This is a genomic window from Azospirillum fermentarium, assembly GCF_025961205.1.
GTDB classification, from domain to species: Bacteria; Pseudomonadota; Alphaproteobacteria; order Azospirillales; family Azospirillaceae; genus Azospirillum; species Azospirillum fermentarium.
In genome coordinates this window covers 128,459-147,859 of the sequence record NZ_JAOQNH010000003.1, presented here as the reverse complement: position 1 = coordinate 147,859, position 19,401 = coordinate 128,459, and the positions used below count along the sequence as shown (strand labels likewise).

General features: G+C 68.0%; 9 protein-coding genes. 4 read left to right on the top strand and 5 right to left on the bottom strand.

The window, feature by feature from the left end; genetic code table 11:
* Positions 1–180 precede the first annotated feature (180 nt).
* Positions 181–750 carry a YcjF family protein gene (locus tag M2352_RS20920; RefSeq protein ID WP_264666468.1) on the bottom strand — a complete coding sequence of 190 codons (570 nt, stop codon included), beginning with the start codon at positions 748–750 and terminating at the stop codon, positions 181–183.
* Between the two features lie 361 nt (positions 751–1,111).
* Between M2352_RS20920 and M2352_RS20915 the strand changes: the two genes are divergently transcribed.
* Positions 1,112–2,272 carry an amidohydrolase family protein gene (locus M2352_RS20915; RefSeq protein ID WP_264666467.1) on the top strand — a complete coding sequence of 387 codons (1,161 nt, stop codon included), beginning with the start codon at positions 1,112–1,114 and terminating at the stop codon, positions 2,270–2,272.
* A gap of 40 nt (positions 2,273–2,312) precedes the next feature.
* Here M2352_RS20915 and M2352_RS20910 read toward each other — a convergent pair whose 3' ends face one another.
* From M2352_RS20910 to M2352_RS20895, 4 genes are read right to left on the bottom strand one after another with little or no spacing between them, the layout of a single operon-like run.
* Complete coding sequence (locus tag M2352_RS20910) at positions 2,313–3,683, bottom strand: substrate-binding domain-containing protein (protein WP_264666466.1); 1,371 nt, start codon at positions 3,681–3,683, stop codon at positions 2,313–2,315.
* A gap of 18 nt (positions 3,684–3,701) precedes the next feature.
* A complete protein-coding gene (locus tag M2352_RS20905; protein WP_264666465.1) occupies positions 3,702–4,781 on the bottom strand; it encodes a prohibitin family protein in 1,080 nt (359 codons plus the stop codon).
* Positions 4,774–6,426 (bottom strand): cyclic peptide export ABC transporter, encoded by a 1,653-nt coding sequence (locus M2352_RS20900; RefSeq protein ID WP_264666464.1) that lies wholly within the window; start codon positions 6,424–6,426, stop codon positions 4,774–4,776. Before M2352_RS20900 ends, M2352_RS20905 begins: the two co-directional genes overlap by 8 nt.
* 58 nt (positions 6,427–6,484) lie before the next feature.
* Entirely contained in the window at positions 6,485–6,739 is a 255-nt protein-coding gene (locus M2352_RS20895) for a hypothetical protein (RefSeq protein WP_264666463.1), read from the bottom strand.
* A gap of 614 nt (positions 6,740–7,353) precedes the next feature.
* Here M2352_RS20895 and M2352_RS20890 point away from each other — a divergent pair.
* The 3 genes from M2352_RS20890 to M2352_RS26675 are packed head-to-tail and all read left to right on the top strand — an operon-like array spanning position 7,354 to position 19,384.
* Positions 7,354–17,934, top strand: a complete 10,581-nt coding sequence (locus M2352_RS20890) for a type I polyketide synthase (RefSeq protein ID WP_264666462.1) — start codon at positions 7,354–7,356, stop codon at positions 17,932–17,934.
* A 37-nt stretch (positions 17,935–17,971) separates the two neighbouring features.
* Positions 17,972–18,754 carry a thioesterase II family protein gene (locus M2352_RS20885; RefSeq protein ID WP_264666461.1) on the top strand — a complete coding sequence of 261 codons (783 nt, stop codon included), beginning with the start codon at positions 17,972–17,974 and terminating at the stop codon, positions 18,752–18,754.
* A gap of 45 nt (positions 18,755–18,799) precedes the next feature.
* Positions 18,800–19,384, top strand: coding sequence for an MbtH family protein (locus tag M2352_RS26675; protein WP_264666460.1), 585 nt, complete (start codon positions 18,800–18,802; stop codon positions 19,382–19,384).
* Positions 19,385–19,401 lie beyond the last annotated feature (17 nt).

The following is a 19,401-nucleotide window of genomic DNA, read 5'->3' as shown; positions in this document are numbered from 1 at the left end:
ATTAAAAAATCATGGCACTCGCAAATTTTATTTTGCGATCGGTTTTTTCTTTTGAAAATATTATGGCCGAGGGCATGCGCACGCATAAAAATACGGCTGGGAGCCAAGGCTCCCAGCCGCACAACCAGACGGACGGGCGGATCCGGCACCCCGCGGGATGCCGGATCCGCCGCCACCGGTTTACGCCGCCTGCACGGTTTCCGACGAATCGGTCTTGCCGGCGCGGGCCGCTTCGTACTGTTCGCGGAAATAGGCGCGGACCTTCTCCGGCTTGAAGTCGAGGAAGGTGCCGCCCGATTCGAAGTGCTGGATGAACACCTTGCCCAGCGCCCAGGTGGCCGCGCTGGCGATGGCCGGCTGCCAGAACGCCGACGCCAGCGTGCCGATGACCGGGATGCTGCGGATCGCCCACGAGGTGGCCTGAGCCACCGCCAGGCTGCCCACGCCGCCGATCAGCGAACCGATCACGTGCTTGGCGAGATCCTGCTTGAACGGAACATTGTAGATCGTGCTGATTTCCGACAGCAGCTTGAGCTGGGCGGCGAGCACCGCGGCCAGGTCGAGACCGGGAACGGGAACCAGCCCGCCCGCCGCCGACCACGCCATGTAATGGCGGACCTTTTCCAGCGACGCCAGCTCGTTCGCCGAGGGGGCGGTGGCCGGCTCGGCCGCCGGGGCGGTGTCGGCCGGAGCTTCCGCCGCCAAGGGTTCGGCACCGTTGTCGGTACCGTGATGCGTTTCATACGTCATGTCTACCTCCGAACTTCGAAAACGATCCACCCATCGTTCTCTAGCGCAAATTTCATTTGATGGCACCGTGAATCTATTTCAGCGGGGAGTGAAAGGCCGCAGCCTTCCATTTCAAGCGGTTAGAGCGGCACGAGATGTGGGTGGAACATACAAAAGCATCTATTTGATGCCTCATCTCCCGTATAGCCAAGAATCGATTCGGGGCCATGAGATAATATGGCGAGATACAATTCTATTTGGAAGCGTATTGAATCGTGATTGACCGGAATAAGGTTGCAAGGCCATTGTATCTTTTCGCACCGAATCATTCGTATGTTTCTGTCCGGTGATCGTGATGCCGGGCTTTGACAAGGGGGAAAAGATGTTAGACGGAAGCCGGTACCACGGAAGGCTGCTGGATCTGGACATGCATATCCAGCCTTCACCGGATACATATGAAATCGCCGCCGGAGAGGTCGGCGTCCAGTTCGCAGAAATGCTTCGCCAGATGAAGGAACAGGCTCCGCCCGAGCAACAAAAGCGCGTCGCCTCGCTAATCGACGTCGAAACGGAAGAATACACCGACGACACGGTGTGGAGGCTCAAGGGGGCCGTCGCCCCCGGCGCCTTCACCCCCGACGGGCGGCTGAAATGCATGGACCGGATGGGCGTGGCCCGCGGGCTGATCCTGGCCGATCCGGGCATCATGGCGACCACCTTCGCCGACACCGCACTCGGCGTTGCGACCATGCGCCATTGGAACCGTTTCGTCCTGCAGTACATCAAGACCGATCCCAACCGGCTGCGCGCCGCCGCCCTTCTGAACCTGCACGACATCGACGTGGCGGCGGACGAGGCGGAAGCGATGGTGAAGGCCGGGTGCCGCGCCTTCGTCATCCCCAGCTCGGCCCCGCCGGCCAAGCTGTCGCCCGCGCACGCCAAGATGGACCGGCTGTGGCGCATCCTGGAGGAGTCCGGCTCCTCCGCGGTGCTGCACGCCGGCGGGGAATACGGCTTCCTGGCCAGCTACGATTGGGCCAACGGGGTGGAGCATCTGAACTTCCGCCCGACCGACATCGCGTCGGAGTGTGAACAGATCAACATCTTCGCCTTCTCCGCCCTGCAATACGCCCCGCAGAACCTGTTGACCACGCTGGTCCTGGGCGGTGTGTTCGAACGCTTCCCCGCCTTGCGCTTCGGCGTTCTGGAACTGGGCAGCGGCTGGCTGGGCCCGCTGGCCGAACGGCTGGATCACATCGCCGACATCTATCACCGGCGGATGTCCGGCGTGCTGTCCCTGAAGCCGTCGGAATACCTGCGCCGCAACGTCCGCCTGACCCCGTACCGGTTCGAACGGGTGGCCGACTACATCGACCGCTACGGCTTCGCCGAATGCTACTGCTATTCCAGCGATTTCCCCCACCCCGAGGGCGGCACCGAACCGCTGGCGGAGTTCTCCCGCCACATCGGACGGCTGGGTGACGGTTTTGCCGAACAGTTCTTCGTCACCAACGGCGAATGGCTGCTGCCGGCCTATCAGTAACCGCCGGTCTTCCGGTTCTGCCCCGGCCCGCCGGCCGGGGTCAGGGCCGGATCCAGGTTTCGATCCGGCGGTTGGCCCGGCGCCCGGCGGGGGTGATGTCGTCGGCCAGCGGCAGCGCCGCCCCCATGGGAACCAGTTCGCCCGCGACGAAGTTCTCCTCCCGCAGGGCCGCGGCGAAGATTTCGCCGAGCCGCAGGGACGTGTGGCGGTTGAGGGACAGGTCGCCACTGTTTTCCGCATGGCATGTGTGGACCAGCCCGCCGTTCGGGATCGACAGACGGCGGAGATAGACCACCAGATCGCGGATGTCCTGAAGCGCCGTTTCGTCCAGCTCGTCGGAATCACCGGGGAAATGGATGGTGATGCTGACGCGCACGGCGTTCAGGGTGTAGGCGGCGATCTCGGTCCGGGACGGCAGCGGCCGGGGATGCGGCGGCCACAGAAGCTGCGGTTTCGCCGCCCGGAAGCCCATCCGCATCATCAGATATTCCGAACGCGGCGACCGGGCTTCGCGCACGAAGGCTTCGGCCATATCCATGCCCGGCTTCTCCAGCCGGAACAGGAACAGCGCATTGGCCAGCGGGTAATCCTCGGTTTCCAGGCCATAGGCGTCGGGAAGGGAGGTGACGCGGCCATCGACGGTCAACTGGATCCGCTTCAGACCCGTGTCGTGGCTGGTGGACAGATAGCCGATGCCGTGCCGGTTGCGGATGATTTCCCGGTGCATGTCGGTGAACAGCGGCACATGGCGCACCATGCCCGACACCTCCGACCCGTCATAGAAGAACTCGGAAAAGGTGCCGTCGTTCGCCGACCCAGCGCTACGGCCATAGGGATGGATCGGACCAGCGGCACCGCCGACCTCCGACCAGTCGGTCACGTCGCCGGTGTAGATGTCGCGCACCTGATCGTGGGTCAGCGTCTGGACCGGGTTTTCGGGGTGGACCGCCATCACCAGGGCGAAACGGGCGATGCGGGCGAACATCGGCTTGCCGGCGGCGCGCAGCCCATCCATTTCCATGGGCGTGGCGGGGCGTGCGGCCAGCCACACGTCGGCCTTTCCCGAACTCAGCCACTCGTACCCTTCGGTGGTCGAGGTGGCGCGGATCAGGATGGAAACATCGGTTTCCGGCAGCACACGGCCCCGGACCTGAATCGTCCACGGGGCGGGGGCCGGCAGGATCTCGATATTCTGCGCGCCCTGCAGCTTCAGCAGATTGGCGGCGACCTGCGGAATGAGCGTGGTGCTGGCGGCATCGTCACCGGCGATCCGCAGCAGCACATCCTCTTCCGGCACCAGCGGTTTCAGCTTGCGCAGCTGCGCCGCCGCCCGGACGGGGTGGGCCGCCTCCGCAACGCCGCCCATGGAGGCAAGCAATCCGGCGATGACCGTTCGGCGGTTGATCCGCATCCTTATGACCCCGCCGTCCTATGGCTTCGCCGTGCCGTCCGCGTCCGGCGTGGATTTGGCAGCACCGTCCGTCGAATTGGTGGACGGCTTGGCCTGGGAATCGGAAGACGCCTTGTCGGCAGGCGCCTTGTCCGAAGGCGTCTTCTCGGCCGGCGTCTTGTCGGCCGGTGTCTTGTCGGAAGACGTGGCCGTCTTGGCGTCGTCCAGCCCCCCCAGAATGACCGGCATCCCGTTCTTGCCGCCGCCGATGACGACGATCTTGCTGTTGTGCGATTCGGCCAGCGCGCGGGTCGCCTGGATCCCCTGCCATTGCAGATAGCTGTCGGTCAGGCTGGGGGAAACCTTTTGCTGGAACTTGTCGATGCCCTCGGCCTCGATCAGCTTGCGCTGGGCCTCCTTGGCCTCGCTCAGCAGGCGGTAATCGTACGCCTCGTTGTTCTGCTTGGCTTCGTTCTTGCGCTCGACCGCGGCGGCGACCGCCGGCGGCAGGGTGATGCCGCGGATCAGCACGTCCCACACCTTGACGAAGGACAGCGGCGGCCCGTTGTGCCAGGCCGGCTGGAACATGGAATCGAGCCGCCCCTGCACATCGTCGGTCAGCGAATCCTCGATGTCCTGACGGCGGGCCGAGAAGATTTCCTCGGGCGTGTTGTTGGAGAAGATGTTGCGGGCCAGCGACGCCACCTGGGGTGCGACCAGCTTCTTCTTGTAGTCCGGGCCGACGTATTTGGCGAGCGCCCCGATGTGGTCGGGGTTCAGGCTGAAGCGGTACACCACGTTGACCTGCATCTTCAACCCGTCGGAGGACAGGACATCGAGATCCTCCTCCTCCATCTGCACCTGGCCGTTGAAGATGTACATCTTGTTGAAGGGGAAGATCAGGTGCATCCCTTCGCCGTACAGATGGGACGTGTCGGTGCCGCCGCCGAAGCGGCGCCACAGCACGCCGTAATGGCCGGGACCGATGGAGATGAACATCTCGTGCCGGAACACCACCAGCACGAAGGCGATGATGAAGACCACGATCACCGTTTCGGGCGCGTGGTCGGCCATGAAACCGACGATGGCCCGCCGGATGCGTCTGAAGAACCTAAGCATCCGGCGTCTCCCTGCTGTCCATCACAATGCGGCCCTCTTCCAGATGGATGCGGCGGTCGGCCAGACCGAAATAGCGGTCGTCATGGGTGACGCAGATGACCGTCGTACCGGCAGCCTTCATCTTCGGGATCACGTCCTCATAGAACTTGCGCCGGAAATACGGATCCTGGTCGGCGGCCCATTCGTCGAGAACGCAGATGGGGCGCCGTTCCATCATGGCGACGATCAGCGCCAGCCGCTTGCGCTGGCCCGCCGACAGATCGACGGTGGACAGCTCGTTGCCGGTCAGGGAGGTCTTGTCCGACAGCTCGAATTCCGCGATCAGCGCCTCCGCCCGGGCGCGGGCCTCCTCGTCGATGCCGTAGAGCCGCTTGAACAGGTGATAGTCGCTGAACACGGTGGAAAACAGAGCGCGGTATTTATGCACCGCGTGGTGTTCCAGGAGCTGCCCGTCCAGCAGGATCATCCCCCCCTGCGGCCAGTAGAGCGAGGTCAGCAGGCGCATGAAGGTGGATTTGCCCGCCCCGTTGCCGCCGGAAATGAACACGGTCTCGCCGGGCTTCAGGGTCAGGTTGATGGGACCGACCTGGAACGGGCGTTCGCGCTGCCCGTCGTCGAAGCAGAAGGTCACGTCGCGCAGCTCGATTTCCTGGAACGCGGGCGGTTCCGCCGCCGCGTCCGTGCTCCGCCCCACCTTCCGCCCGTTCTCCGCCGTCTTGCGCAGCAGCGTTTCAAGCTCGGCGATGGCGCCCGCGGCGGCGTTGGCGCTGGCCAGGATGGGAATCGACGACACCACCGCGGCCAGCGGCCCGAACAGGAACAGAACCGCCGACGTCGCCTTCACCAGGCTGTCGCTGGGGGTGTCGCTCAGCATGGGCACCAGGAACACCACCGTGCCCAGCAGCAGGAAGAAGACGTTCTGCGTGAACACGAACGTCCGCCCGAATTCCGATTGCGCCTTGGTCCGTTCGTCGGCGGCGTTCAGCGACGCCTGGATCACGTCGGCGGCCGATTCGGCGCTGCGGCGGTCGTTCAGCTTGATTTCCTTGAACCCGTCCAGGATACCGCCCAGCAGGTCGTGCAGCCGGTATTCCGCCTGCGTCGCCTCGTGGATCGCCGTGTTGATGCGCGCCATGCGCGCCAGATAGAGCGAGGTGGCCCCGGCGGTGAAGACCAGCGTCAGGACGAAGGCCGGCAGCGACACCAGGATGAGGTACAGCGTGGCGAACACCAGCAGCACGCCGTTCTGGAACAGCATGCCCAGCATGTTGCCCGACTGGGCGATGGTCTGGATTTCCTTGCTGAGGCCGTTGAAGATGCTGGTGCGGCCGATCCGCTCCATCCCATCCAGCTCGCAGTTGCGGATTTCCCGGATCAGCCGGCAGCGGATGCGGTGGATGATCCGCTCCACCTCCCGCGCGGTGGAGGACATGACGAAGCGCTGCGCCACCGTGTAGGTGCCGACCACGATGATGAACAGCAGGCCCAGGGTGGTGATGCTGCCCCGCTCATCCTTGTCGAGGTTGGCCGCGGCGTTGATCAGCGCCAGCACCAGGGCGTTGCTGAGCCCGGCGACCGTCGCCATCATGAGGATGCGCCGCAGGTTGGGCACCGCCTCGCTTCGGAGCAGGTGTAGGAATTCCATCAGACGGCACCCGGCATCGTGTGAACGGGGTCAGGGCGTGCGGGGCGCGCGGGCATTCTCACATCGGGCGCCCGCAATGGGCACAATGGCGTTTTTCCGACATGGCCCGAATCTCATGCTCGCAATGATCGCATATATCCGTACGTTTGCGCGACTTGCGTTTCTGATCCCACCGGCTGACGATCAGAAAGACCAGCATAGCAAGCGGGGTAAAAACGATGGACAGGACGAAATATCCAATAAAACCAATACGCCCACGCCGCCCGGCAAGGGCGACCGCCAAGCATAAAACAAGATAAACCACAATCAACATGGCCGTCCCCTCGCATTGATTGTGCCGCCATATCCAAGAAAATCCCCGCAAGCGAGCATCGCTACGGTTCAATTCAATGCCGGTCCGCAACCATATTTAACATGCCTCTGAATTTTTAGAGCATCGGAATGGACAAATCATTGCTAAAACCGATATAATCATATTGCATCGATCCCTGTAAAGGCCGACGTAAATTCATAACCAAACCGCAACGCATACAAACGCAAACCACCGCAAGAGGCCGTTGCCATACGCGCAACGCGTAATTATCCGCATGGATCACAAGACCCGACCACGGACGAAATATGAGCCTCCATTAATAATACCAGGCGACCAAGTATTATAGATAATGCCACCATGCAATAGTTTCGTCAGGTTACGTTCGTAATCCATCGTAAATTGCATATATGTGTATTACCCTTCGATAACAATGTAGTAATCAACGTTCATGCGGACAAAAATAAATCCAATACACCGCGAATCCCGATCTTGACCAAACGGACTTGTCTGCATAACCTGCGCCGCAGGTGAAGCTGGCCAAGTTATTTTAACAGCAATCGGTCTTCTTCCGATTCACTGTTTATGGCCTATACAGGAAAGGATCTTGGCTTTCGATGAACCCGTCCTTCGAAGTCAACGGCCGTTCCCAGGCCAAAAACGACGGTCAGAACCATTTGGTTGCGGTGCCGTCGCAGGGCGATGATGATTTGACCGCCCACGCCGGAAACTTGCTCAACGATCCGTCCGTCAAGGAATGCGTTGTTTTCGAGCGGCGGAAACCATCGGGTGAAACCGTTCTTGCCGCTTACGTCGTGGTTGAGGATCCGCGTGACTTCGACGCGGTCCGCCTCCGGCTGCACGCGCTGGCCGGCGGGCGGATCGCGGCGTTCGTGCCCGTGCTGCACATGCCGCTGACCGCCGGGGGGGCGCCCGACCGGGCCGCCCTGGAAAACCTGCCGGTGTGGGACGACACCCTCATCCCGGCGTGGGAAAGCGCCGTCGCCGCCCACCCGGACGTGGAGCAGGCGGCCTGCCTGCCGGGCCCGCGGGAGGATGCCCGGCGGTTCGTGGCCGTTGACCGGCTGCTGCGCGGCGTGCTGCCGTCGTCCATCGATTCCCGCACGGCGGAAGCCCCTGCCGCCGCCACCGCCGCGGAGCGTGACGCCGAACCCGCCGCCCCGTCGCTGTGCCGGGGCGCGCCGCTGCCGCAGAGCGCGGACGCGCCCCGCACCCTGCCCGAGCTGCTGCGCCGGGCGCCGCAGGACGCCGCCATCATCCAGATCGAGGCCGACGGCACCCAGCACGTGGGCAATTACGGCACGCTGGCCGACGCCGCCCGCCGGGTGCTGGGCGGCCTGCGCCGCCTGGGCCTGGGGGCCGGCGACAAGGTGGTGCTGCAGCTCGACCGCAACGACGATATCTTGAAGGCGTTCTGGGGCTGCGTTCTGGGCGGCATCCAGCCGGTGATCGTGTCGGTGCCCATGGCGTACGACGTGGAAAGCCGGGCGCTCGACCACCTGACCCACATCTGGAATCTGCTGGGCCGTCCGCTGGTGCTGGCCACGGCCAGCCGCGCCCAGGCCATCGCCCAGACCCCGGTTCTGGGCGAATCCCGTCTGGCCGCCATCGAGGATCTGCGCGGCGGCGACCCCGACACCGGCACCCACGCGGCCCAGCCGGACGACGTGGCGTTCTACACCCTGTCGTCGGGCAGCACCGGCGCGCCCAAGGCGGTGATGCTGACCCACGGCAACGTGCTGGCGCGCGCGCGGGGCGTGAACCTGCTGTGCGGCCATGCGTCGGACGACGTGATCCTGAACTGGCTGCCCTTCGACCATGTGGGCAGCATTTCCGACTGGCACATCCGCTGCATCGCACTGGGCTGCACGCTGGTCTATGCGCCCAAGGAAACCGTGCTGGGCCGTCCGCTGCAGTGGATGGAGCTGATCCACCGCTACCGCGTCACCCACAGCTGGGCGCCCAACTTCGCCTATTCCCTGGTCAGTGCGGCGCTGAAGAACGAGCGGCCCGGCGACTGGGATCTGTCGTGCGTCAAGGGGCTGCTGACCGCGGGCGAGATGATCACCCGCACGGCCACCCGCGAATTCCTGGCCGGGCTGGCGCCGTTCGGGCTGAAGCCGTCGGTGGTACGCACCGCGTTCGGCATGGCCGAGATGGGGTCGGGCGTCACCTATCACTGCCCGCAGGACGGGCGGTCGCTGACCTTCCACCACATCGACCGCACATCCCTGGGCGGCACGCTGCGCGCCGCCGATCCCGACGACGACACCGCCATTTCCTTCGCCAGCCTCGGCGCCGTCATCCCCGGCATGACCATGCGCATCGTCGATGACGAGCAGCGCGTGGTGCCCCAGGGGGTGGCCGGCCATCTCCAGTTCAGCGGCGCCGCCGTGTCGCCCGGCTATTTCGGCAACACCGAGGCCAACGCCGTCTTCCGCGCCGACGGATGGTTCGAAACCGGCGACGTCGGTTTCATCATCGACGGCGAGATGTTCCTGGCGGGCCGCGCCGGGGCCGGCATCATCATCAACGGCGCCAACTTCTACAACAGCGAGATCGAAGGCATCGTCGAGCAGGTGGACGGCGTCACCCCGTCGTTCAGCGCCGCCTGCGCCGTGCGCGCGGCGGGCAGCGACGACCAGAAGCTGGCGGTGTTCTTCCACACCACCTTCACCGCCGACGCGGTGCTGCGCCCGCTGCTGCGGGCCATCCAGATGCGCCTGACCAAGCAGCTGGGCATCAAGGCCGACTATCTGATCCCGGTGGATCTGGACACGATTCCGAAGACCGCCATCGGCAAGATCCAGCACAAGCGGCTGACCACGCGGTTCCAGAACGGCGATTTCCAGGACACGCTGGACCGGGTGGATGCCCTGACCGGCAGCGAACGCGCCCTGCCCGACCGCTTCCTGGAGGCGGTGTGGCAGCGCAAGGAGCTGGTCAACGCCCCGCAGCCGGCGGACGGCACCTGTCTGGTGGTTCTGGATGAGCAGGGTGTGGGCCGCCGTGTGGCCGATGCCCTGGCCGCCGCCGGCATCGCCGCCGTGACCGCCGCCGCGGGCCAGTCCCTGCCGGATCTGGACGGCGTGCGCACGGTGCTGCACCTGTCCGCCCTTGGCGCCGACGGCAGCCTGGAGCGGGCCGAGCGGGACGCCCGTGCCCTGCTGGCGCTGGCGCGGAGCCTGCCCGCCGAGCGTCCGATCCGTCTGCTGGTGGTGTCCACGGGTGCGGAATCCGTGCTGGCGGGCGACACCGCCGCCCCGGCCCGCGCCGTTCTGCCGGGCGTGGTGGAAACCATCGCCCGGACTCTGCCGGCACTCGACGTCCGCCATGTGGATGTGACGGACACGGTGGACCCCGCCGATTTGGTGCGCGAGGCGCTGACGCCCGCCGTCGACGCCCGCGTGGCGCTGCGCGATGGGCAGCGCTGGGTTGCCGGCCTGCGCGCCGTGGACGTGGCCGCCCGCGCGGACGAGGCCGGGTGGACCAGCCCGTTCCGCCGCAACGGCGTCTATGTGCTGAACAACGGCCTGGACGGGTTCGGCCCGGATCTGGCGGAATTTCTGCTGGCCCGCCATCACGCGCGGGTGCTGCTGCTGGGCCGTGACGCGGTCCCCGGCGACGGGCAGGCCGCGGCCCTGCGGCGGCTGCAGGCCGTGGGCGGCGATTGCGTCTACGGCACCGGCCTCGACAGCCTTCCCGCCGCGTGGGGCGATGCCCTGGACGGCGTGATCCACCTGCCGGCGGACGGCGCCGGGGCGGACGACACCGCCTTCGCCGATGCCCTGGCCCGCGTGGAAACCCTGGCGGAACAGGCGCAGGGCCGCGGTGCCGCGGTCATCCTGTTCGCCACCACCGCCCATGCGGTGGGCGGCAGCCCGGCGGCGGCGGCCGAGGCCGCGTTCCTGGACGCCCTGGCGCAGCGGCTGGCCGCGGCCGGCGTGGCGGTTCATGGCGCCGCCCTGGACGCCGCCGGAACCGCGGATGCGGCGCGCGGCCTGAACACCCTGCTGGCCGGCGTGCGTCTGGGCCGGGGCCGGCTGCTGATCGGCATCGACGAGGCGGACGCCCGCGTGCGGGTGCGCCGCACCGACGGCCCGCTGGAGCCGGTGACCCGCACCGCCTGTTTCACCGCCCCCCGCCTGCTGTCCCCGGCGGATGCCGGCCTGCCGCTGCCGGTGGACGCCTTCGGCACGGTGGCGCCCGCCACCTTCGTCCAGCTCCGCCAGCCGGAAACCGCCGCCGCCGAACAGATCGAGCTGTGGCCGTCGGTGGCCGAATACTACGTCTACGACGACCTGATCTATTACGCGCTGGCCAACGACGAGCGGCGCAACGAAAAATACCGCACGGCACTGGAACGCACGGTGAAGGGCAAGATCGCCGTGGACGTCGGCACCGGCAAGGAGGCCATCCTGGCCCGGCTGGCGCTGGAGGCCGGGGCGCGCAAGGTCTATGCCATCGAAAAGGGCGACCGCGCCTTCGAACTGGCCGTCGCCCACATCGAAAGCCTGGGGCTGTCCGACCGCATCACCGTCTTCCACGGCGAAGCGGGTGAGGTGAACCTGCCCGAGCCGGCGGACGTGTGCGTGTCGGAAATCGTCGGCCCCATCGGCGGCTGCGAAGGCTCGGCGGTCATCATCAACGACGCCCACCGGCTGCTGCGTCCGGGCGGGGTGATGATCCCGGTGCGCAGCACCACCGTCATCGCCGCGGCCCGCCTGCCCGACGCCATCCTGAACAACCCCGGCTTCCACCGGGTGCCGGCGTCGTACACGGAAAAGATCTTCGACCAGATCGGCTATCCGTTCGACCTGCGCGTCTGCATCAAGAAGTTCCCCCACGATCATCTGCTGTCGGCCCCCGACATCTTCGAGGATCTCGACTACAGCAAACCGATCACGCTGGAGGAAGACCACACCATCACCCTGCCCATCGACAAGGCATCCCGTCTCGACGGGTTCCTCGTGTGGCTGAAGCTCCACACCATCGAGGGCGAGGTGATCGACATTCTGGAGCACGAACACAGCTGGCTGCCGGTCTATATGCCGGTGTTCGAGCCGGGCGTGGACGTGGCCGCCGGCGACCGGGTGGAAGCCACCATCCACCGCCGGGTGTGCGACAACGGGCTGAACCCGGAATTCATCATCGAGGGCGCGCTGATCCGCGCCAACGGCGAGACGGTTCCCTTCACCCACGCCTCCATGCACCACGCCAAGCGGTTCCAGGAGCACCCGTTCTACCAGCGCCTGTTCGCCGGTGACACCTATGGCCGCCTGCCGGCGTGCCGTCCGGGAACGCCGCTGCAATACCTGCCCGAACTGCCCATCACCGTGACGGGGGCGGTGGACCGTGAGCGGCTGGCGGTGCTGATGAGCGGCGGCGGGCGCGGCGACGGGCCGCGTCAGGTGCCGGCGTCGGAGATCGAGCTGAAGATCGCCGGCATCTGGCAGGACGTGCTGGGCGTGGCCGAGGTCGGCGTGGACGACGACTTCTTCGAACTGGGCGGCCATTCGCTGCTGCTGGTGCAGGCCCATCACCGGCTGGTGGCCGAATTCGGCCCCCGCCTGTCGCTGCCCGACCTGTTCAAATACCCCACCATCCGCGCGCTGGTTCAGATCCTGACCGACGGCATCGAGCAGGCCAACCCGTCCCAGCGCGGTGCCGACCGCGCCAAGGCGCGGGCCGAGGCGGCGGGCAGCCGCAGCAGCCGCGACATCGCCGTCATCGGCATGGCCTGCCGCTTCCCCGGCGCCGACACCACCGATGCGTTCTGGGAGAATCTCGCCGCCGGCACCGAATCCATCACCTTCTTCAGCGATGACGAGGTGATCGCGTCGGGGATCGACCCGTCGGTGGTCCGCCGCGCCGGCTATGTGAAGGCCAGCCCCATCCTGTCGGAGATCGAGGGCTTCGACGCCGAGTTCTTCGGCTACAACGCGATGGACGCAGCACTGATGGACCCGCAGCAGCGGCTGCTGCTGGAATGCGGGTGGGAAGCGCTGGAAAGTGCGGGTTACGACCCCACCAATTACCGCGGCGAGATCGGCGTCTATGCCGGCGCCAGCATGAACACCTATCTGCTGAACAACGTCCATCCCAACCGCGGCACGCTGGACCTGCTGGACAATCTGGACGTGACGACGCTGGATTCCATGGGCGGTTTCCAGCTCATGGTCGCCAACGACAAGGACTATCTGCCCACCCGCCTGTCGTACAAGCTGAACCTGCGCGGCCCCAGCGTGAACGTGCAGACCGCGTGCTCCACGGGTCTGGTGGTGGTTCACATGGCCTGCCAATCGCTGCTGAACGGCGAGGCCGACATGTTCCTGGCCGCCTGTTCGGCGGTGCAGATCCCGCACCGGGCCGGGCACCTGTACCAGGACGGCATGATCGTGTCGCCCGACGGCCATTGCCGCGCCTTCGACGCCCAGGCCAAGGGCACGGTGTTCGGCAGCGGCGTCGGCGTGGTGGTGCTGAAGCGGCTGGACGACGCGCTGCGCGACAACGACCACATCGTGGCGGTGGTCAAGGGATCGTCGGTCAACAACGACGGCGGCGACAAGGTGGGCTACATGGCCCCGTCGGGCGAGGGCGAGGCGTCGGCGGTGGCCGAGGCGCTGGCCGTCGCCGGCATCGCCCCCGAGACCGTCGGGTTCATCGAAGCCCACGGCACCGGCACCGAGATGGGCGACCCCATCGAAATCAACGCCCTGACCCAGGCCTTCCGCCTGCACACCGAGGAAAAGGGCTTCTGCGCCATCGCGTCGGTCAAGACCAACGTCGGGCACCTGCAGATCACCTCGGGCATGGCGGGCTTCATCAAGGCGGCGTTGGCGCTGGAGCACAAGGCGATCCCCGCCAACCTGCATTTCGACACGCCCAACCCGGCCATCGACTTCGAGAACAGCCCGTTCTACGTGCCGACCACACTGACGCCGTGGCCCGCCACCGGCGGCACCCCGCGGCGCGCGGGCGTGAACTCGCTGGGCATCGGCGGCACCAACGCTCACGTCATCCTGGAAGAAGCGCCCCAGCCCGCCGTGATCGAGGCCGGGGCGGAGCGTCCGCGCCACATCCTGACGCTGTCGGCCCGCAACGAAACCGCCCTGGCCCAGCTGGCCGGGCGTTATGCCGCCTTCCTCGGCGCCAACCCCGACGCTGCGCTGGCCGACGTCTGCTTCACCGCCAACACCGGGCGCAAGGCGTTCAACCACCGGGTGGCGGTGGCCGCCGGGTCGGTGGCCGAGCTGGCATCCGCCCTCGGCACCGTCGCCGACGGCGGGACGGACGCCGACGGCATCGTCCGCGGTCAGGCCGACGCGCAGGAACGCGACCGCATCGCCTTCCTGTTCACCGGCCAGGGCGCGCAGTACGTGGGCATGGGCCGGGAACTCTATGAAACCCAGCCGGTGTTCCGCGCGCATCTGGACCGCTGTGCGGCGATCCTCGATCCGCTGCTGGGCCGTTCCCTGACCGCCATCCTCTACCCCGCCGGCGGGGCATCGCCGGACGTGGATCTCGACGACACCCTCTATGCCCAGCCGGCCCTGTTCGCGGTGGAATACGCGCTGGCCCAGCTGTGGCAGTCGTGGGGGATCGTGCCCGACGCGGTGATGGGCCACAGCCTGGGCGAATACGTGGCCGCCTGCATCGCCGGGGTCTTCAGCCTGGAAGACGCGCTGACGCTGGTCGCCGCCCGTGCCCGCCTGATGCAGGCCCTGCCCCGCGACGGTGAAATGATGGCGGTGTTCGCCGGGCTGGACGACATCCGTCCCCTGCTGGACCCGGTGGCCGGGCGTGTCGCCGTCGCCGCCGAGAACGGCCCGGCCCACACCGTGCTGTCCGGTGCCGCGGACGCCATCGCCACCATCCGGGCGGAGCTGGAACGCCGGGGCATCGGCACCCGCACGCTGCGCACCTCGCATGCCTTCCACTCGCCGCTGATGGAACCGATGCTGGGCGATTTCGCCCAGGCCGCGGCCCGCGTCACCTACGCCGAACCCAGCATCACGCTGGTGTCCAACGTCACCGGCGCCCCGGCCACCGACGAGGTGGCGACCGCCGCCTATTGGTGCCGCCACATCCGCCAGCCGGTGCTGTTCCGGGCGGGGGTGGAAGCGCTGGTGGACGCCGGCTGCGACACCTTCGTGGAGATCGGGCCGAAGCCCACGCTGCTGGGGCTGGCCTCCGGCTGTGTGGACGCCGATGCGGCGCTGTGGCTGCCCAGCCTGGCCGAGCACCGCGGCAACTGGGACCAGCTTCTCGACAGCCTCGCCCGGCTGGCGGTGCGGGGTCCGGTGGATTGGGCCGGGTTCGACGCGCCGTACACGCGCCGCCGCCTGCCGCTGCCAACATACCCGTTCCAGCGCCAGCGCTATTGGCTGGACCGTCCGGCCCAGTCCGGCCGCCCGGCACAGCGCCGCACCGGCTCGCCGCTGCTGGGCCAGCGGCTGCGGCTGCCGGCCCTGGGGGCGACGGTCTACGAGAACCGTTTCAGCGTCACCGACCTGCCGCTGCTGGGCGACCACCGCATCTTCGGCGAGGTGGTGGTGTCGGGGGCCTGCTACCTGTCCATGCTGCTGGCCGCCGTCGCCAAGGCCCGGAAATCGCCAGCCTGCGTGGTGCGGGACGTGGGCTTCGTCCAGCCCCTCGTCATTGCCGCCGGACAGGCCGTCACCGTGCAGGCGGTGCTGACGCCCGAGGGTGACCGGACCGCGCTGCGGCTGGTCAGCTTCGCCGACGATGACGGCGACGACGATCCCGTGGTCTCCACCCATGTGGAAGCCGTGGTGCACACCGGGGAGCTACCCCCCGCCGCTGCCAGCGTCCAGCCGCGTCACGCGGTGTGGGAGCGCTGCGCGGAGGAGATCGGGGCCGAACGCTTCTACCGCACCCAGGCCGAACGCCACATCGGTCTCGGCCCCAGCTACCGCTGGATCGATGCCATCCGTCTGGGCAAGGATGAGGCGGTCTGCGCCATCCGGGTGCCGGCGGCGCTGGGCGGGCTGGAATCCCGGCCCCTTCACCCCGGCCTGCTGGATGCCGCCTTCGGGCTGCTGCTGGCCGCCGCCCCGCTGGCCGACGGCGACACCTGGCTGCCGTTCGGCATCGAGGCGGTGCGCGTCCACGCCGATCCCGACCCCGACCACTGCTGGGCGCATCTGGTGCTGCGTCCGGCCGGCGGCGAGGACCGGGTGGCCGCCGACGTGCAGGTGTTCGACCGCAACGACCGGCTGGTGCTGGAATTCATCGGGTTCGAGGGCCGGCGCGCCCGCAGCCGGGACGTGCTGCGGCACCTGACCGCCGGCACGGAAGGCCGGCTGTACGCCAAGGACTGGCGCCCGCTGGCCCCGGCGGCGGCGGCCTCCGCCCCGCCGTCGCGCTGGCTGCTGCTGGCCGACAACCAGGGCGTGGCCGAAAGCCTGGCCCGCCCGCTGCAGGCCGACGGCGCCCGCTGCGTGCTGGCCTTTGCCGGGACGGCGTTCGCGGCCACCGGCGACGGCACCTACCGCCTGAACCCGGCCCAGCCGCAGGATTTCGACCGGCTGCTGCGGGACAGCCTGGACCCCGGTGAGCAGTACGACGGCGTCATCCACCTGTGGGGCCTGGACGAGCCGGCGGACGACGCCGCGTGCGCCGGCGCCCTGCATCTGGTGCAGGCGCTGGACAAGGCCGGGGCGCTGGGTGCTGCCCGCGTGTGGCTGGTCACCCGCGGTGCCCAAGCCGTGGCCGGCGATGCCGAACCGGTGCGCGCCGGACAGGCGCCCCTGTGGGGCCTGGGCCTGACGCTGGGGCTGGAATACCCGCAGACCCGCTGCACCTGTGTGGATCTGGACCCCGCCGCGGCCCAGCCCGCCGACGATCTGCTGTCCACGCTCCGCACCAGCGATGACGAGGGCGAGGTGGCGTGGCGCCGGGGCATGCGCCATGTGGCCCGCCTGACCGGGCACAGGACCGCCGCCGGCCAGCCGGTGACGGTGCGGGCCGACGGCGGCTATCTCATCACCGGCGGCCTGGGTGCCCTGGGCCTGCTGACGGCGGAATGGCTGGTGAACGAAGGCGCGCGCCATCTGGTTCTGGTGGGCCGCCGGCCCCCCTCGGCGGACGCCGCCGCGGCCATCGCCCGGCTGGAACAGGCCGGTGCCACCGTGCGCACCGTGCTGGCCGATGCCGCCGATGCCGGGGCGCTGGCCACGGCCATCGGGGAATTCGGCCATGGGGCGCCGGCCCTGCGCGGCGTGATCCACGCGGCGGGCGGCATCGCCGACGGCATGATGGCCGACCAGGGGTGGGAACGGTTCCGCAGCATCCTGCCGGCCAAGACCGCCGGGGCGTGGAACCTGCACACCCTGACCCGCGGGCTGGATCTGGACTTCTTCGCCCTGTTCTCCTCGGCGGCGTCGCTGCTGGGCAACCCCGGACAGGCCAACTATGCCGCGGCCAACGCCTACCTCGACGCACTGGCCCATCACCGCCGGGCACAGGGGCTGACCGCGGTCAGCATCAACTGGGGACCGTGGGAGCAGGTGGGCATCGCCACATCCGACCCCACCATCCGCGAACGGCTGGGCCGTCAGGGCTTCACCGGCATCCAGCCCGGCGACGGCATCGCCCTGTTGTCGCGCATCCTGGGCGGCGATGCGGTGCAGGTGGGGGTGATGGACGCCGACTGGGCCACCTATCTGGCGCAACTGCCCAAGGCGCAGAGCCTGTTCCTCGACCTGGGCGGCAGCGCCCGGCGGGCGGGGGCCGGGGCGGCGGCGGACGCCGGCTCGGACCTCATCATCCGGTTGCACCAGGGATCGGCGGAGCAGCGCCGGGGGATCCTGGACGATCTGGTCCGCACCACGCTCCAGCGCATCCTGGGTATCCCCGCGGCGGCCCTGGACGGCACCCGTCCCCTGACCGACCAGGGGCTGGACTCCCTGATGGCGGTGCAGTTGCGCAACGGCCTGGCCAACGCGCTTCAGCGCCCGCTGCCGGTCACTTTGGTGTTCAATTACCCGACGGTGGGCGACATCGCCGGGTTCCTTGAGGCCCAGTTGCCCGGTGCCGCGGGGGATGCCGCCGCCGGCAGCCGCGAGGACCAGCCGCAGGATGGGGCCGCCCATCGCGCCGCGCTGGATCTGCTGACGGATATCGATGATCTTCTCGCCGAAGACGTCCCATGAGCCGGACGTCCGACCGACAGATGGGAAAGGGATGCCCGTGACGTTTCAGCCGGCCACCGCCGCCAGCACGCCGACCACGCCCGCGGCGGTGTTCAACCGTTGGATCACCTGCCCGGCGCCCAACCCGGCCGCGCGCCTGCGGCTGTTCTGCCTGCCGTTCGCGGGGGGCGGGGCGTCGGTCTACCGCGGGTGGGCGCAGAGCCTGCCCATGGTGGAGCTGTGCCCCATCCAGCTTCCGGGGCGGGAAAACCGGCTGGGCGACACGCCCTTCACGGTGATGGGCGATCTGGCCGAGCGGCTGGCCGACGAGATCCTGCCCTTCACCGACCGGCCCTTCGCCCTGTTCGGCCACAGCATGGGGGCGCTGATCTCGTTCGAGCTGACGCGCATCCTGCGGCGGCGGGGCGCGCCGATGCCGGAGATGCTGTTCCTGTCGGCCCACCGCGCCGCCCACCTGCCGCTGCGCCGCAAGCCGCTGATCGGGCTGGACGACGCGGAATTCCTGGAGGCGGTGCGGCTGTTCGGCGGCACCCCGCGGGAGGTGTTCGAGCACAAGGAACTGGTGGAGATCATCCTGCCGGCCCTGCGCGCCGATCTGGCCCTGTGCGACGGCTACCGCCACGAACCGGGGGAACCGCTGGGCTGCCCGCTGGTGCTCTACGCCGGCCGCCAGGACGCCGAGGTCTCGCCCACCGAGGTGGAGGCGTGGGGCGAACACACCACCGAGGGCGCCCGGCTGCGGATCTTTCCGGGCGATCATTTCTTCTTGCGCTCCAACCGCGACCTGCTGCTGCGGGCGATGGCGAGCGCGCTGGCCTGACACGCGGGTGCCCGCACCGTCACCGAGAAACTTTGGGGAAAAGCCATGGCGCAGGACGAACAGGACGACACCGGCCTCTACACCGTGGTCGTGAACGCCGAAGAACAATATTCCATCTGGCCGGCGGGCCGGGATTTCCCGCTGGGCTGGAAGGACGCCGGCAAGACCGGCCCCAAGGCCGACTGTCTGGCCCATATCGAGGCCGTGTGGACCGACATGCGGCCCTTGAGCCTGCGCCGGCAGATGGAAGAGCTGGCGAAGAACCCGCCGCCCGCTCCCGCCGCCGATGACGGGGCGGAGGAGGACGGCGCCCTGATCCGCCACCTGTCCACCGGCACCCACCCCATCGAGATGGGCTTGCGCCCGGACAAGACCGCCGCGGCCCTGCGCGACGGCATCAACCGCGGCTATGTCCACATCCGCTTCCCCGAGACCAAGGGCGGGACGGAGCTGGGCGTGCGGCTGGACCGGGAGGCTTGCGACCTGAACCACGCCGATTTCGCCAACGGCACCGGCACCGCGCGTCTGGCCGGCACCCTGACGCTGGATTTCGTCAAGGTCCGGTGCGTGGCCGAGGTGGACCTGCCCACGCTGGCGGGCCGCGGCCATCTGGAAATCGTTCAGGCGTAACGCAACAGCGCATCACA

Bases quoted from the DNA above. Each gene is read 5' to 3' on its own strand.
- M2352_RS20905 (WP_264666465.1), bottom strand. From the start codon at position 4,781: ATGCTTAGGTTCTTCAGACGCATCCGGCGGGCCATCGTCGGTTTCATG.
- M2352_RS20895 (WP_264666463.1), bottom strand. From the start codon at position 6,739: ATGTTGATTGTGGTTTATCTTGTTTTATGCTTGGCGGTCGCCCTTGCC.
- M2352_RS20920 (WP_264666468.1), bottom strand. From the start codon at position 750: ATGACGTATGAAACGCATCACGGTACCGACAACGGTGCCGAACCCTTG.
- M2352_RS20890 (WP_264666462.1), top strand. From the start codon at position 7,354: ATGAACCCGTCCTTCGAAGTCAACGGCCGTTCCCAGGCCAAAAACGAC.
- M2352_RS20910 (WP_264666466.1), bottom strand. From the start codon at position 3,683: ATGCGGATCAACCGCCGAACGGTCATCGCCGGATTGCTTGCCTCCATG.
- M2352_RS26675 (WP_264666460.1), top strand. From the start codon at position 18,800: ATGGCGCAGGACGAACAGGACGACACCGGCCTCTACACCGTGGTCGTG.
- M2352_RS20900 (WP_264666464.1), bottom strand. From the start codon at position 6,426: ATGGAATTCCTACACCTGCTCCGAAGCGAGGCGGTGCCCAACCTGCGG.
- M2352_RS20915 (WP_264666467.1), top strand. From the start codon at position 1,112: ATGTTAGACGGAAGCCGGTACCACGGAAGGCTGCTGGATCTGGACATG.